The 14,941-nt window shown below is 47.9% G+C and carries 16 protein-coding genes, 1 tRNA gene and 1 riboswitch; of the genes, 16 read left to right on the top strand and 1 reads right to left on the bottom strand.

The window, feature by feature from the left end; translation table 11 throughout:
• Window positions 1-157: 157 nt before the first annotated feature.
• Window positions 158-231, bottom strand: a tRNA-Arg gene (locus ABE28_RS23280).
• Window positions 232-450: 219 nt separating this feature from the next.
• Here ABE28_RS23280 and ABE28_RS23275 point away from each other — a divergent pair.
• The 16 genes from ABE28_RS23275 (at window position 451) to ABE28_RS23200 (ending at window position 14,883) form a co-directional block, all read left to right on the top strand.
• Entirely contained in the window at window positions 451-1,314 is an 864-nt protein-coding gene (locus ABE28_RS23275; protein ID WP_083232284.1) for a polysaccharide deacetylase family protein, read from the top strand.
• Window positions 1,315-1,392: 78 nt separating this feature from the next.
• Window positions 1,393-1,566, top strand: a riboswitch (cobalamin riboswitch).
• A gap of 133 nt (window positions 1,567-1,699) precedes the next feature.
• Window positions 1,700-2,686 (top strand): ABC transporter substrate-binding protein, encoded by a 987-nt coding sequence (locus ABE28_RS23270; protein WP_373921309.1) that lies wholly within the window; start codon window positions 1,700-1,702, stop codon window positions 2,684-2,686.
• On the top strand, window positions 2,670-3,716 hold the full coding sequence (locus ABE28_RS23265; RefSeq protein ID WP_064467040.1) for a FecCD family ABC transporter permease: 1,047 nt from the start codon (window positions 2,670-2,672) through the stop codon (window positions 3,714-3,716). Before ABE28_RS23270 ends, ABE28_RS23265 begins: the two co-directional genes overlap by 17 nt.
• Window positions 3,709-5,181 carry a heme ABC transporter ATP-binding protein gene (locus ABE28_RS23260; RefSeq protein ID WP_064467041.1) on the top strand — a complete coding sequence of 491 codons (1,473 nt, stop codon included), beginning with the start codon at window positions 3,709-3,711 and terminating at the stop codon, window positions 5,179-5,181. Before ABE28_RS23265 ends, ABE28_RS23260 begins: the two co-directional genes overlap by 8 nt.
• A complete protein-coding gene (cbiB, locus tag ABE28_RS23255) occupies window positions 5,178-6,143 on the top strand; it encodes an adenosylcobinamide-phosphate synthase CbiB (protein ID WP_064467042.1) in 966 nt (321 codons plus the stop codon). The genes ABE28_RS23260 and cbiB overlap by 4 nt, the downstream gene beginning before the upstream one ends.
• The gene (gene cobD, locus ABE28_RS23250; protein WP_064467043.1) at window positions 6,118-7,191 is read left to right on the top strand and encodes a threonine-phosphate decarboxylase CobD; all 1,074 of its coding nucleotides are present in this window, start codon (window positions 6,118-6,120) and stop codon (window positions 7,189-7,191) included. Before cbiB ends, cobD begins: the two co-directional genes overlap by 26 nt.
• Window positions 7,164-7,727, top strand: a complete 564-nt coding sequence (locus ABE28_RS23245) for a bifunctional adenosylcobinamide kinase/adenosylcobinamide-phosphate guanylyltransferase (RefSeq protein WP_064467044.1) — start codon at window positions 7,164-7,166, stop codon at window positions 7,725-7,727. The genes cobD and ABE28_RS23245 overlap by 28 nt, the downstream gene beginning before the upstream one ends.
• Before the next feature lie 8 nt (window positions 7,728-7,735).
• Entirely contained in the window at window positions 7,736-8,527 is a 792-nt protein-coding gene (cobS, locus tag ABE28_RS23240) for an adenosylcobinamide-GDP ribazoletransferase (protein WP_064467045.1), read from the top strand.
• Window positions 8,485-9,102, top strand: a complete 618-nt coding sequence (locus tag ABE28_RS23235; RefSeq protein ID WP_064467046.1) for a histidine phosphatase family protein — start codon at window positions 8,485-8,487, stop codon at window positions 9,100-9,102. Before cobS ends, ABE28_RS23235 begins: the two co-directional genes overlap by 43 nt.
• Complete coding sequence (locus ABE28_RS23230) at window positions 9,054-9,482, top strand: bifunctional adenosylcobinamide kinase/adenosylcobinamide-phosphate guanylyltransferase (protein ID WP_064467047.1); 429 nt, start codon at window positions 9,054-9,056, stop codon at window positions 9,480-9,482. Before ABE28_RS23235 ends, ABE28_RS23230 begins: the two co-directional genes overlap by 49 nt.
• Before the next feature lie 14 nt (window positions 9,483-9,496).
• On the top strand, window positions 9,497-10,081 hold the full coding sequence (locus ABE28_RS23225) for a cob(I)yrinic acid a,c-diamide adenosyltransferase (RefSeq protein ID WP_064467048.1): 585 nt from the start codon (window positions 9,497-9,499) through the stop codon (window positions 10,079-10,081).
• A gap of 1 nt (window position 10,082) precedes the next feature.
• Window positions 10,083-10,577, top strand: a complete 495-nt coding sequence (locus tag ABE28_RS23220; RefSeq protein ID WP_064467049.1) for an ECF transporter S component — start codon at window positions 10,083-10,085, stop codon at window positions 10,575-10,577.
• Window positions 10,574-11,272 carry a hypothetical protein gene (locus ABE28_RS23215; protein ID WP_064467050.1) on the top strand — a complete coding sequence of 233 codons (699 nt, stop codon included), beginning with the start codon at window positions 10,574-10,576 and terminating at the stop codon, window positions 11,270-11,272. The genes ABE28_RS23220 and ABE28_RS23215 overlap by 4 nt, the downstream gene beginning before the upstream one ends.
• Window positions 11,273-11,594: 322 nt before the next feature.
• Complete coding sequence (gntK, locus tag ABE28_RS23210; RefSeq protein ID WP_064467051.1) at window positions 11,595-13,133, top strand: gluconokinase; 1,539 nt, start codon at window positions 11,595-11,597, stop codon at window positions 13,131-13,133.
• Window positions 13,134-13,213: 80 nt separating this feature from the next.
• A complete protein-coding gene (gene ybaK / locus ABE28_RS23205) occupies window positions 13,214-13,690 on the top strand; it encodes a Cys-tRNA(Pro) deacylase (RefSeq protein ID WP_064467052.1) in 477 nt (158 codons plus the stop codon).
• Window positions 13,691-13,764: 74 nt separating this feature from the next.
• Window positions 13,765-14,883, top strand: coding sequence for a PRK06851 family protein (locus ABE28_RS23200; RefSeq protein WP_064467053.1), 1,119 nt, complete (start codon window positions 13,765-13,767; stop codon window positions 14,881-14,883).
• The last annotated feature ends 58 nt before the right edge of the window (window positions 14,884-14,941 follow it).

Genomic DNA, 14,941 nt, shown 5'->3' with positions numbered 1-14,941 from the left:
TTATTCAACGTTTATCTGTGTCACGGTGGAATCTCGTTTTTATAATTTGAATATTGAAAAAAATAAACGGGTAGAAAGTTATTTGGTAATTTTATTTTAGGAAAACAAACTGTAATATTATACAAAAAACCCCTTAACATGTAAGGGGGTTTTTTAGCGTCCCAGATAGGAATCGAACCTACGACCTACAGCTTAGGAGGCTGTCGCTCTATCCTGCTGAGCTACTGGGACATATTATAAGGTCGACGACTTGTTTATTATATTGGTTAAAGGCAAACTTTTCAAGTGAGTAGCTTATAATTATTTAAAAAAGTGCGTAGAGAGGCATATAATCATTTATTTTCCCTTATATTGCGTTAATTGGGATACTTTATTATTCACAGGTTTTCTGGTACTATTATGCTAGAAAAAAATAGGAGAATGATAGTGGGGAAATATAAGTTCATATGGATGGCAGCTTTACTTGGAGTCTTCATTTTAGCTGGCTGTTCACAAGGGGTTTTAGAGAATTTAGGTAAAAAGACGGCTGCGCCGATTACGGAAGAGAATATTGAGGTGGCTGCGGCCGCGGAGAATGATGCCGAACCCGATTCGGAGGGTGGAGCAGGTCCGGAGCGAATCGATACGAGTGGCTGGGTAACGGCCGAGTCCGCGGTTAAGCTCCCGATATTGATGTACCACAGTATCTCGGAGGGAAATAACCTTCGGGTGCGAAAGGAGGAGTTCCGGCTGCAAATGGCTTGGCTTCGGGAAAATGGCTACCAGACATTATCGCCTGATGAAGCTTTCCTCGTTTTAAGTGAGAATCGAATGCCAAGTGAAAAGTGTGTCTGGATTACTTTTGATGATGGCTATACAGATAACTATACGGAGGCTTTTCCTATCTTGAAGGAGTATGATATGAAAGCGACCATCTTCATGATCGGGAAGTCCATCGGTAAAGCTCATCACCTGACGGAAGATCAAATGGCGGAGATGAGTGCGAATGGCATCTCCATCGAGAGTCATACGATCAACCATCTCGAGCTGAACAGGATGACTTCAGGGCAGCAGGAAGCTGAAATGGTCCAGTCCAAGGATTTATTCGATCGCATCCTGCACCAGGAGACGACGGTGCTATCTTATCCAGTCGGCCGTTATAACGAGGAGAGCCTCAGGCTATCGGAAGAAGCTGGATACAAGATGGCAGTCACCACGGAGCCTGGCGGTGCCACAAGTGAACAAGGGATGCATGCACTGCATCGCGTACGGATATCACCGGGATTATCCGCCGGGGGATTTGCAAACATGATTGAAAATGCGTCCAATCACTGAAGCAGGACAGGCATTTCTGAAAAAATCCCCCAATAATCGATTCTTGCATGGTGTATAATGATAAGCAGTGAAAATTATATACATAGAACGATTTGGTGTCTTAATGACTTAATAGGGAAGCTGGTGTAATGCCAGCGCGGTCCCGCCACTGTATATGGGAGCTGACGGCTGTATGCCAACTGTTTGGGATATGGGAAGGTGCCGTTGACGATGACCATGAGCCAGGAGACCTGCCAAGATTCGTACACCTGTGACCCACGCGGATGGGGAGGTGTGTGGCAGACCGTAAAGAGTCCGTAATGATAGTGTTGCCATACAAGCATCTTCCGTTTGACGGGGGATGCTTTTTGTTATGGGGACCTTGCTTAAGGTGGGCTAAAACTAAATGAAACGAATGTGGGGAATGAACGTGAAGAAGATTTTTGGCCTGATACTGGTGATGTTGCTGACGGCGGGCATGATGGTTGGCTGCGGCACGACCAATGAAGGAAAAGAAAAGCAGCAAACGGATCATGCTAAACACCAAGCTTTCCCGCTTACGATTAAAGATGCAACGGGCGAAAAGGTGACGATAGAAGAAAAACCGAAGAAAATCGTTACGCTGATACCAAGCAATACGGAAGTGGTCTTTGCGCTTGGTTTAGGTGATAAGGTTATTGGTGTTTCCGACAATGATAATTACCCGGAAGGAACGAAGGATATCGAAAAAGTGGGCGGAATGGAAATGAACACGGAATTGATCGTCTCCTTGAAGCCCGATCTTGTTCTTGCCCATGCATCGAGTGCCCATAACTCGGAAGAGGGGCTCCAGCAGCTTAAGGATGCTGGAATCGACGTCATTGTAGTCAATGATGCAAAAAGCTTCAGTGAGGTGTACGAGTCCATCGATATGATCGGGAAGGCAACAGGGGAGCAAGCTAAGGCAAAAGACATCATCGCGGGCATGCAAAAGAAGCTGAAGGTTATTTCCGAGAAAGCCAAATCGGTAAAGGAATCGGAAAGGAAGACCGTTTTAGTGGAGGTTTCGCCGTCCCCGGATATCTATACACCTGGTAAAAATACATTCATGAATGAAATGCTTACGATGATATCAGCAGATAATGCTGCAGCGGATTTGGATGGCTGGGCCAAAATGGATGAAGAATCGATGATTGCAGCCAATCCGGATGTCATCGTTACAACATACGGTTATTACACAAAAGACCCGGTAAGTGAAATGACGGGCCGTAAAGGGTGGCAGGACGTAACGGCGGTCAAGGATGCCCAAGTCTTTGATGTCCATTCCGACTTGGTGACCCGTTCAGGTCCACGTTTAATAGAGGGAGTAGAGGAACTTGCCAAATCAATCTATCCGAATGTATTTGACAACTAAATGGGCGCTTGCTTATTTGCTTGCGTTATTATTTTTACTTTTTGCGAGTACGATCGGCATCTCATTCGGTTCGGTGTCCGTACCGATTCCCGTGCTTATGCAAATAATCGGCAAGGAGATATTCCATTTGCCGATTTCCGCCGATCCCGATGTGATGCTGACGAATATCGTGATGAACATCCGCTTGCCGCGTGTATTGCTTGCTGGTTTGGTGGGGGCATCGCTAGCGGTCGCGGGTGCGGCGTTTCAGGGATTGCTCCGGAATCCGCTTGTCGATCCTTACACGCTCGGCATTTCGTCAGGAGCATCAGTCGGGGCAGTAGTGACGTTATTCTTGAATATATCACTACCGTTCATCGGTTTATATACACTTCCTGCATTGAGCATCTTATGTTCCGTGATCACGATTTTTTGTGTGCTGACATTTGCGAAAAAAATGGATCGATCGATGAAGGTCGAAACGATCATTTTGACGGGAATCATCTTCAGCTCGTTTTTAAGCGCCTTCATATCATTGATGATTGCGTTGACGGGGGAGGAATTAAGGCAAATCATCGGCTGGCTCATGGGCAGCGTTTCCATGCGCGGGTGGAATTATATCGGAATCATTCTGCCGTTTTTCCTCATTGGCTCGTTGATTCTGATCATGAATACGAGGGAATTGAATGCGATGACCTTCGGGGAGGACAGGGCAAAGCATTTAGGTGTAGATGTGCAGAGGCGGAAGATGTGGGTTCTGATAGCAGGCTCGATATTGACAGGTGCAGCCGTTGCCGTTTCGGGCACGATAGGCTTTGTAGGGCTGGTCATTCCTCATTTGGTCCGGAGGATATGGGGACCTGATCATACGCATTTGCTTCCGTTATCTTTGCTGGTGGGAAGCGGATTCTTGATTTTGGCAGATCTTGTGGCACGGACGATCATCGCCCCTTCGGAACTGCCGATCGGGGTCATCACCTCACTGATCGGGGCACCGGCATTTGCCCTCATTTTACTAAAGAGGCGGAGAGTGGGTAGGACGGATGCTTGAAGTTAAAGGGTTAACAGGTGGATATGATAACAAAAGCGTTTTGGATTCCGTCTCTTTCGAGGTTCAAAAAGGAGAATTATTCGGAATCCTAGGTCCAAACGGCAGCGGGAAAACGACGCTGTTAAGTATGCTCAGCGGGGTGCTCGATTACAAGCAAGGAAGTATACGCATTAAAGGAAAGGATTTACAGGATTATTCAGCAAAACGGCTTGCACGGGTCATTGCGGTGCTTCCTCAGCATTCTTCATTAGCTTTTTCGTATACGGTGAAGGAGACGGTCTCGCTTGGTAGGTATGCCCATCAAACAGGCTGGTTCCATAGCTGGTCTGCAGAGGATGAAGAGATTGTCCAACGGGTGATGAAGCAAACGGGAGTGGCCGAATTTCAGGATCTGCATTTCGAACGCCTATCGGGAGGGGAGAGACAGCGGGTCTTGCTGGCACAGGCGCTTGCCCAAGAGCCTGAAGTGCTTTTTTTGGACGAGCCTACGAATCACTTGGACCTATCCTACCAGAAGGAGCTTCTTGATTTGATGAGTAAAATGGCCAAGGAGCAGGAATTGACCGTCATATCGATTTTTCATGACTTGAATCTGGCTGGATTATATTGTGATCGGCTCATGCTGCTTGCAAAAGGGAAGATCAAAGCTCTTGCTGCCCCTAATGAAGTGCTTCAACAGGACCGGATCCGGGAAGTCTATCGTACGACGATCGAAAAGCATCCGCATCCTGCACTTCCGAAGCCGCAAATGTTCATCGTTCCCCAAAAGCATGGCAGCGATTTCGCTCCATTGGAAATCAATGAATCCCATTTGACGGTCAATCGTGAGATGATCCGATTGAATGCCCCCAGTCCTCTTCGAACGATGTCCTCTGGAGTGACTGGTTCGGGGATGGGCTGGCATCGATATTTCGTGAATAGGCACGTCCATCACGATTATGATTGCGACGATCATCTTGCGGAAATGGCGGATTATTTAAAAGCCAATAACATCGATCCGCAGGAAACGGTAGGGATGATGACGGCAGTCTACCTTGATACGGCTGCCTTCAAATTAGTAAAAGCTGAAGGGTTCTCGGTTTTCATCATTGTGACGGCTGGAGTCGGCAATGCCATCGACGCTTCTTTAGCCGACCGCCACTCCTGGAGTACTGCGCCGGGGACCATCAATACATGGGTATTCGTAAATGGTCACCTGGCAGAAGAGGCCTTCATTCACAGCATCGTTACTGCGACCGAGGCAAAGGTAAAAGCGCTTCATGATTTGCAGGTGCTGGACAAGGTGACGAACACCTATGCGACAGGAACATCGACCGATAGCATATCGATTGCAGCGACACAAAGAGGGATGAAGCTTCAATATGCAGGAACGATCACACCGCTAGGGAAGCTGATCAGCCGCGGCGTATATGATTGCACCGCAGAAGCGATTAGGAATAGCCGGAAACGGAATGAGGCATTATGATCTATCATCACCTATTGGCTGTTACGCTGGCGTTTTTCCTTGATTTGATAATAGGCGATCCTCCCAATTGGCCACATCCAGTCAAATGGATCGGATCGATGATTAGCAAGCTCGATCGCACGTTCAATGAAGGCGTCCATAAGAAACGAAATGGACTGTTCATGCTGGCGCTCGTCTTGACGACGGTAGTATCGCTTACAGGCTTGTCAGTCTATTTTGCCTATTTTATCCATCCGTTGGCGGGAATCCTTTGGGAAGCTGTCGTGATTTCCACTACGATTGCCCAAAAGGGTTTGAAGCAGGCTGGAATGGAGGTGTGCCATCCGCTCGAGGAACGGGATTTTCCTGAAGCGCGGCTCAAGCTTTCCTATATCGTTGGCCGTGATACGGACGCACTTAATGAGTCCGAAATCGTCAGGGGCACTGTCGAAACTGTCGCTGAAAATACGAGTGATGGCGTTACGGCCCCGCTGTTTTGGGCTGCGGTTGGCGGGGCGCCGCTTGCGATGATGTACAGGGCGATCAATACATGCGATTCGATGGTTGGCTACAAAAATGATAAATACGGCCAATTCGGCTGGGCCTCGGCAAGGCTTGATGATATCGCAAACTATATTCCCAGCCGGCTCACTGGAATGTTGATGTTGGTATGCTCGAAATCTAGGCATCATGATTTAAAGGCCAGATGGAGAATCTTGTTCAGTGATGCGAAGAAACATCCAAGTCCGAATAGCGGCTGGTGTGAAGCAGCCGTTGCGGCGATTTTGGGTGTGCAGCTTGGCGGGCTGAATATGTACAAAGGAGTGGTTTCTGACCGGGAGCGCATGGGCGTACCGCTCGTTTTGCTGGAGGCAGAACATATACCAAAAACGATTGCCATCATGCATCGGTCGTCGCTTCTGTTTCTACTGATGCTTTGGCTGGGGGGAGCTGCAATTGATATTACCATCTCATGGATCTAATCCACATTATCTTTACGAAGCGCTGGAAATCGAAATGCCTCGGTCTATCCTCGATTTCAGCGCAAACATCAACCCAATGGGTCCGCCTTTACGAATCAAGGAACGGTGGTCCGGATTTTTTGAAGGGGTCATGCATTACCCTGACCCCCATGCTGTTGAACTGACAAAAGCGATTGCAGGGAAAGAAGCACTTCCCGTACCATCCGTATTGGTAGGCAACGGTGGTGCAGAGATCATCATGCTGGTGGCCAACATTCTGGCCAATCGGAAGGTGTTGATCATCCAGCCGGCTTTTGCGGAATATGAGCAAGCTTGTTTGGCAGCCGGCTGTGAGGTCGATTTCCACCAGCTTGATCCTCCTGATTGGCAGCTGGATGTGGCTCGCTTGATTCCGGGATTACGTGAGTATGATGCCGTTTTCCTCTGCACTCCCAATAATCCGACGGGCGTGTCATTCGAACGTGAGGCTATGATGGAATTGATTGGCGAATGTCAAAAAGCGGATTGCCTGGTTGTCATTGATGAGGCCTTTTATGATTTTACCGAGGACGCCTTTACGTATGCGTCATTGATCAACCGATTTCCGCATTTGCTCATTCTAAGGTCGATGACGAAAATCTTTGCGATTCCGGGCTTGAGACTGGGGTATTTACTTGCCGAACCGAACATCATCAAGCGGGTGAAAAGCTATAAACCGCATTGGAGCGTCAACCAAGTCGCCTTGGAAGTGGGCAGAATCTGCCTCGAAGAAGAGGTATATATAAGCGAAACGAGAGCATTTATCCAATCACAAAAGCAGAAACTTTTCCAATGCTATCGCGAGCTTGGAATGACAGTCTCCGCAAGCACGGTCAATTTTTACTTACTGAAGGATGAATCGCTAACCCTTTTTCCTTTTCTGCTGAAAAAGGGGATCGTCCCGCGTCATACCTATAATTTTCCCGGACTGGACGGTTTGTGGCTCCGGTTTGCAGTGAAAGGTGAACGTGATAATGAGGCGCTGATGGAGGGGGTAAGGCAGTGGAAAAGGCAAGGCTCTGCTTCATAACGGGCGGTGTCCGCAGCGGGAAAAGCCGTTTTGCAGAAAGAAAGGCGCTGGAATATGCGCGCTTGATGGAGGGGAACTTGCAATACCTCGCCTGTGGGCGTGCCAGTGATGCTGAAATGGGCGAACGCATCCTGCGGCACCAAAAAGATAGGCTAAGAAGTCCCATCGCCTGGGAGACCTCCGAATACGCAACGGATATTACTAGAATCGCAGCGAAAGTGGATACCGATTCGATCATCCTGCTCGATTGCCTGACAACCTTGCTCGATAATGAACTTTTCGGTCCTGGAGTCCCGCTTGAAGCGGAATTTTTACACAGCATTCAATCAAAAATCATCACCGACATCGAAGAGCTAAGAAAACAAATCGGCTGCTTGATCATCGTCAGCAATGAAGTGGTCCAGGAACCGATCTTCCAAAATGAATTGCTGCATATATACGGAAGGATGCTGGGCACGCTTCATCAAACGATCGTAGGACAGGCGGACGAGGCATATCTTGTTGAATCGGGAATCCCATTGCAGATGAAGGGGTGAAAACAGGCATGAACGTATGGATCGGATTTTTAATTAACCTGCAGTTTTTTACGGTTTTTCCAATCAAAAAGCAGCTTCCGATGGAAAGGAAATATATGCATCGTGCCATTCAAACCTTTCCGTTGGTTGGCCTATTGCTTGGTCTGATCATGGGCGGAGCCTTATATGTGCTAGTGGAGTGGACGCCGTTTTCATCGCTTGCGATTGCCTTTTTCCTTTGGGTTTTGACGATTGCGTTAACGGGCGGCCTGCACCTCGATGGCTGGATCGATGCCAGTGATGCTTTTTTTTCCTATCAGGATAAAGAGCGCCGATTGGAAATTATGAAGGATTCGCGAACGGGTGCTTTCGGGGTCATCTCCGTCATCGTCCTGTTGGCCGCGAGATTTCTTTTCATCTATGAAATTGTCGAACGGTTCAATGAATGGACAGCCTTCTTGATCATCGCTCTGCCGCTCTTGAGCAAATGCGTGATGGGCTATTTACTGATCCGGATGCCGCTTGCTAAAGAAGAAGGGCTCGGCGCTTTTTTTCAACAGGCGGTAAAGAAGAGCAGTTTGCCTATATACGGGCTGTATCTTCTTGCGAGCTTGGCCATTGCCTTGGTCATCGATGTTAAACTTCTCGTTCTATATGCCAGCATGTGCTTGGCAGCGCTACTTTTCCTGCTTTATCTCAAACGTAAAATCACCAGCTGGTTCGGCGGGATAACCGGCGATGTACTGGGTGCATCGGTGGAAGGAGTTGAGCTTTGGTTATGGCTGATACTGTGGCTATTACATTACTTCGCCATGGGCTGACAATAGCCAACGAGCGAAGGGCTTATCTAGGCTGGAGCGATTCACCTTTAAGTGCAGAAGGAGAGAAGCGAATTCAGGCTTTAAGGGGTTCTTACCCCATGTACGAAAAAATCCATACGAGTGATTTACCTCGTTGTGTGGAAACGGCAAGGCTGCTGTTTCCGGAGGCTGTACTTGTCAAAGACCGCTCCTTCCGTGAAATGAATTTCGGTCATTGGGAAGGGAAGACATACGATGAATTGAAGAGCGATGGCAAATACATGGATTGGCTGGAAAACCCCATGGAGGCGATCGTGCCTGGAGGGGAAGGCTATCGGGAATTTTCGGACCGTGTCCGAATTGGCTGGAATGAATGGATTGCCGATGAGGAAGACCGCTATGTTTTAATGACCCATGGCGGGGTGATCCGGGATTTATTGGTCCGCTTTGCCCCGGTGGAAAAGGCTTTTTTCGATTGGGGCATATCCCACGGCATGGGCTATGAGCTGATTTGGAAGGACAGGAACAGTTTAAGGAGGGGCGAGCGATGCACTTTGTTACAGGCGGTGCCTATAACGGCAAATCTAAATGGGTAAAGCGGGTGTATGATCTGGAGAGCGAGGTCCTTTGGCTTTCCGGTTATCAAGAAGAACAGCCAAGGCGAAAGGATTTCCAAGGCAAGACCGTCGTTTTGCAAGGCTTGGATGGCTGGATTCAGGCGGATGCCAAAAAGATGGCGGCAGATGCAATTCGCGAAAAATGGCAGGAAATCATCGCCGGCTGGCGAATATGGGAAAAGGGAAGCGATGAACGCAGCTGCATCATAATCGGTTCGGATCTATCCAAAGGAATCGTACCGATGGAAGCAAGCGATCGTCGCTGGCGTGATGCCTGCGGCTGGGTTTATCAAGATGTGGCAGCCTTATCCAGCCGCGTGGATATTATCTGGTATGGAGTGAACCAGCGAATAAAATAGAGGAGGCAATTGGAATGAAAATCTATACACGTACAGGAGATAAAGGACAAACGAGTGTTATCGGAGGGCGCCTTGATAAGAATGATATCCGGGTCGAATCGTATGGAACGGTCGATGAGGTGAATAGCTATATCGGCCTTGCGGTGGCTGAATTGGACGAAGCGCTATTTGCCGATGTACTAGCAGATCTCGAGAAAATCCAGCATGAGTTATTTGACTGTGGCGGTGATTTGGCGACGGTATCCGAGAAGGCGCCGCAAAAGCTGACGGATGAGGCCATTACGTATTTGGAAGAACGGATTGACGCGTTCATCGTCGAAGCGCCGGAATTGGAAAAATTCATTTTGCCAGGCGGATCGAAAGCGGCAGCAACCATCCACATCGCCCGTACGGTTACAAGAAGGGCGGAACGATTGGTCGTTTCCTTGATCAAGTCGGGCGCAGCCGTCTCACCTTTATCGCTTCAATATTTAAACCGCTTATCTGATTACTTCTTTGCGGTTGCACGTGTGATCAACTTCCGGCTAGGTGTGAAAGATGTGGAATACATCCGCAGTGCAAATGTATTCCGTGGAGGGAAAAGAAAGGAAAAAGAGTAACATGGACGTAAGAAGAATCAGTGTGATCGCTATATTCCTTGCCATATCAGCTGTAGGGGCAATAATCAAAGTCCCTTCCCCGATCGGCAGTATTGCCTTGGACAGTTTTCCCGCCCTAATGGCGGCGGTCATCCTCGGCCCGGTATCAGGAGCGATCGTAGCGGGACTTGGACATATCATTTCAGCGGTCATCGGCGGCCTGCCATTGGGCCCGTTTCACTTTTTGATCATGGCTGAAATGGCAGTGATTGTTTGGATGTTTGGCGTTTTATTCATACAAGGAAAAAAACTGTCCGCATATTTCCTCTTTTTCATCGGTAATTCCTTCATTTTGGGCCTGCCGTTTGTGTTTCTGGTCAGTCCTGGATTTTACGTGCTGATAGTCCCGGGGTTAACTGCCGCATCGGCAATGAATATTGCCTTGGCGGCCCTTTTGCTGCCCCGCTTGGAGCCTATCTTGAGAAAATCTATACTTAAAGATGGATCGATATCATGAGAGATTCCTTGGTTTTGCCAATTTCCGAATCGGAATCGTTAATAATTTCAAGTGACAATAGTGGTGGAATTGGACTGAAGGAAAACGATTTTGTCCGGGTTCCATATGAAATCGTCGGCTATTACTCCTTCAGGGTGGCCGTCATGGAGTGCTTAAGTGTCGGCGGAAATCCGTTATCGGTCGTACTCCATAATTTTTGCGGCGATGAAGCCTGGGAGGGCTTGAGCAGGGGTGTCAAGCAAGGTTTGGCCGAATTGGCGATGGATTTTCCGATTACGGGAAGCACGGAAACGAACATGCCGCTCCTTCAATCCGCCCTTGGTCTCATCGTCATTGGCAAGCGAAGGAATGGCCGGGAAAAGCAACAAAACCACCCGCGAAAAATCTCTCTCATCGGCAGGCCGCTCGTCGGCGAGGACGTGCTGAAACAGCAAGAGTGGGTTGCACCTTTATCCTTGTATAAAAGTCTTTGTGAGCTTGAAGGAGTAGAGGCGCTTCCGGTCGGATCAAAAGGAATAGCCTATGAATGGAGACAACTGGACCGAAGTGGGGAAGGTGTTCCCGCATACATAAGCAATATAGTCGATATCGAAAAATCATCCGGCCCGTCCACCTGCTTCCTTCTTGCTTATCCTATACATCTGGAAGAAGAAATCAAACGTCAAGCAGGCCCGCTCCTTGTTGGTGAAGAATAGATGGAGCATCGGGTTCAGTTCAGCATGAACCAATTCGATGCTCTTTTTTTCATTGGAATAGCAAGCCGCCTCTAAAAAATGATAGTTATGGATACTCTAGTAAAGCGGTGAGGGAATCATTCATCGTCTCTTCCAGGCAAGGATATTGGGTCCGTAATGCCCGTCCATCTGCAGTATGTTAAGATGAAATTACTGGTACTAGATGGAGGATATTTCATAAATGAAAAACATAATGGTTGTGGACGATCATAGCAATCGTTTCCATAGATTCCGTTCTTACTATTGAATTCAACGGTTTAAGAGGAAGGAGCATGATGTTAGTATGGCAGGTTATATGATGGGAATAGATATTGGCACGACAAGTACGAAGGTCGTTCTTTTTTCAAAAGGGGGGGAGGTCGTCCGATCATGTTCGAAAGGCTATCCCCTTCATAGCCCTACCCCGTCCGTAGCTGAACAAGACCCGGACGAAATATATAAAGCGGTCATCATGGCGATAGCCGAAGTGATGATAGCAAGTGAAATAGACAAGGATGAACTGGGCTTCATATCATTCAGTTCAGCGATGCATAGCTTGATCGCCATGGATAAGGACGGTAGGCCGCTGACGAATAGCATTACATGGGCGGATAACCGAAGTGTTGCCTATGCAGAGCGATTGAAGGCCTCGGAACAGGGGATGCAGTTGTATCATCGTACGGGAACCCCCATTCACCCGATGTCACCAATCACGAAAATCATGTGGTTAAAAAACGAGCATCCGGAGATTTTTGATGTTACAGACAAATTCATCGGAATCAAAGAATATATCTTCTATAAATTTTTCAATGAGTATGTGATGGATCACTCGCTCGCCTCCGCAACGGGTATGTTCAACTTGAATGAGTTGAAGTGGGACGAAGAGGCACTTGTGGTTGCCGGAATTGGTGCGGACAAGCTGCCGACGCTTGTCCCGACAACACAGGTCCTTTCTGGCTTAAGTCCGGAATTGGCCGCAGCCATGAACATTCATGAAGGTACCCCGTTTGTGATCGGTGCGAGTGATGGCGTACTTGCCAACTTAGGTCAAAATGCCATCAAGCCGGGAGTCCTGGCAGTCACGATCGGCACGAGCGGTGCAGTGAGGACCGTAAGTGAACGACCGCTTACAGATCCAAAAGGCAGGACCTTCTGTTACGCTCTTACTGAGAATCATTGGGTGATCGGCGGGCCGGTCAATAATGGGGGCATCACCTTCCGCTGGGCGAGGGATCAATTTGGGCGTGTGGAAATCGAAAAAGCGAAGGCTTCGGGACTGGACTCGTATGAAATACTGACTGATATGGCCTCGGCTATTGCACCTGGTTCGGATGGACTCATTTTCCATCCGTATATGGCTGGGGAGCGTGCACCATTATGGAGTGCCGATGCAAGGGGATCCTTCTTTGGACTGGCCCTTCACCATACACGTGATCATATGGTCCGGGCGGTACTCGAAGGCGTGATGTATAACCTCTATAGTGTCCTCCTTGCTGTAAGGGAACTGGCTGGCGCACCCGAGAAGATCCATGCAAGTGGCGGGTTTGTCCGCTCGAAGCTGTGGCGTCAAATCATGGCTGATGTATTCAATCAGAACGTGACGATCCCTGAAAGCTTTGAAAGTTCTAGCTTAGGGGCAGCCGTGCTTGGTCTTTATGCTTTAGGAGAAATCGAAAGCCTCGATGAAGTGGAAGGGATGATAGGCGATACGGATGAGCTTGTCCCGATCGAGGCTAACGTTAAAGTTTACGAAGAGCTGATGTCGATCTATTTATCCGTGAGCAGGCAATTGGAGGCTGACTACAGCCGTATTGCTGAATTTCAAAGACGCCATTTGGAATGAACGTGAGGGAAAGGCACAGATGCATAAGCACTGTGCTTTTGTTTTTGGTAAGATGGAAAAAAAGATAAGGAGAATTTCTAATGGGAGCAAGTAAAACGAATGCAATGCGAATTCTTGATAACCAGTCAATCGAATATGGAATGATGAGTTATGATGCACGTGATGGAAAAATCGATGGAATTACGGTCGCCGAAAAAATTGGAAGAGATCCTGAAAGCGTGTTCAAAACGCTCGTTACCCATAGCGGCCCGCAGCAGCTTTATGTTTTTGTCATTCCAGTAGCGACTGAACTGGATATGAAAAAAGCGGCCAAGGCGGCTGGGGCAAAAAAAATGGAAATGCTCGCCGTCAAGGACCTTCAAAAAAATACTGGATACATACGGGGAGGCTGTTCACCAATCGGCATGAAAAAGCAATACCCGACCTTCATCGATGAAAGTGCATCAAACCTGCCGGAAATCATCGTAAGCGCCGGGAGGATCGGCACCCAAATCATCCTGAATCCGGCAGATTTCCTTGAAATCACGCAAGCGGAGTCTGTTGCCCTTATTAAATAGGCATTCACCTATTTGTTTTTTCCTGCATACGCTGTCTCGAAGATCACATTTTTATTGTGAGGGAGAGTGTGAAAGTGACGGGAAAAGTGATGCACTATTTCGCCGGCGGCAATACCGCCAAAGGTTTTTATAGTTTATATGATTCGAATTTGGCAGGCTTGGAAAGATTATTCATCTTAAAAGGCGGACCTGGTTCGGGCAAATCGACGATTATGAAAAAAATCGGCCAGGAATGGCTGGATAAAAACTATGATATCGAGTATTTACATTGTTCTTCCGATAATGATTCCATCGATGGTGTCATCATACCGGCTTTGAAAATCGGACTTGTGGATGGGACCGCTCCTCATGTAATTGAACCGAAGGCACCAGGGGCAGTCGAGGAATATGTCAATTTGGGTGCAGCCTGGAATTCACAGCAGCTCGCTTCGGAAAGAGCGTCCATCATAAGACTGACGAATGCGAGAAGCAAGAGCTTCGAGAGGGCATATGCCCTATTTGCTGAAGCATTGAAAATACATGATGAGTGGGAGGACATTTATAAGGCAAACATCGACTTCGCTAAATTGAATGGACTGACCAATAAACTGATAGAAGGCTTTTATCGAGATATCGTCCTTAATAAGAAGGCGGATGTTCGTCATCGCTTTTTAGGTGCTGCCACACCAAAAGGAGCGGTCGATTTCATTCCGAATATTACGGAGGGCGTGCAAAAACGCTATTTTTTAAAGGGGCGTCCTGGTTCGGGCAAATCGACGATGCTGAAAAAGATTGCTAAAGCTGCGGAGCAAAGAGGCTTCGATGTCGAAGTGTATCATTGTGGCTTCGATCCGCATAGCCTGGATATGGTCATCGTCAGGGAGGTAGGAATCGCGATTTTCGACAGCACAGCACCTCATGAATATTTCCCGAGCTGCGAGGGTGATGAAATCATCGATATATATAAAACGGCGATCCTGCCGGGAACCGATGAAATCTATGCCGATCAGATCAAGGATGTTTCCTCCAGGTACAGGGAGAAGATGAATGAAGCGACAACTTGCCTGGCCAAAGCAAAAGAGCTGCACGACGAGCTTGAAAAAATTTACGTAAACGCTATGGACTTTACAGCGATTGACGATATTCGAAGGGACATCCATGAACAAATCATTGAATGGGCTCAGGCAATTGACAGCCAAACGATCCTGCATTAGAAAAAAGAACTGCACCTCTCCGAACGGGTGCAGTTTATTTGTTTTTTGTTGATCAATA

This window comes from Peribacillus muralis (assembly GCF_001645685.2).
GTDB lineage: Bacteria > Bacillota > Bacilli > Bacillales > DSM-1321 > Peribacillus > Peribacillus muralis_A.
Note: the sequence above shows the minus strand (reverse complement) of the source record. Positions and strands in the feature narration are given on the sequence as shown.

Coding starts and splice junctions, on each gene's coding strand:
- ABE28_RS23275 (WP_083232284.1), top strand. CDS start 451: ATGGCAGCTTTACTTGGAGTCTTCATTTTAGCTGGCTGTTCACAAGGG.
- ABE28_RS23270 (WP_373921309.1), top strand. CDS start 1,700: ATGAAACGAATGTGGGGAATGAACGTGAAGAAGATTTTTGGCCTGATA.
- ABE28_RS23265 (WP_064467040.1), top strand. CDS start 2,670: ATGTATTTGACAACTAAATGGGCGCTTGCTTATTTGCTTGCGTTATTA.
- ABE28_RS23260 (WP_064467041.1), top strand. CDS start 3,709: ATGCTTGAAGTTAAAGGGTTAACAGGTGGATATGATAACAAAAGCGTT.
- cbiB (WP_064467042.1), top strand. CDS start 5,178: ATGATCTATCATCACCTATTGGCTGTTACGCTGGCGTTTTTCCTTGAT.
- cobS (WP_064467045.1), top strand. CDS start 7,736: ATGAACGTATGGATCGGATTTTTAATTAACCTGCAGTTTTTTACGGTT.
- ABE28_RS23235 (WP_064467046.1), top strand. CDS start 8,485: ATGGCTGATACTGTGGCTATTACATTACTTCGCCATGGGCTGACAATA.
- ABE28_RS23230 (WP_064467047.1), top strand. CDS start 9,054: ATGCACTTTGTTACAGGCGGTGCCTATAACGGCAAATCTAAATGGGTA.
- ABE28_RS23225 (WP_064467048.1), top strand. CDS start 9,497: ATGAAAATCTATACACGTACAGGAGATAAAGGACAAACGAGTGTTATC.
- ABE28_RS23220 (WP_064467049.1), top strand. CDS start 10,083: ATGGACGTAAGAAGAATCAGTGTGATCGCTATATTCCTTGCCATATCA.
- ABE28_RS23215 (WP_064467050.1), top strand. CDS start 10,574: ATGAGAGATTCCTTGGTTTTGCCAATTTCCGAATCGGAATCGTTAATA.
- gntK (WP_064467051.1), top strand. CDS start 11,595: ATGGCAGGTTATATGATGGGAATAGATATTGGCACGACAAGTACGAAG.
- ybaK (WP_064467052.1), top strand. CDS start 13,214: ATGGGAGCAAGTAAAACGAATGCAATGCGAATTCTTGATAACCAGTCA.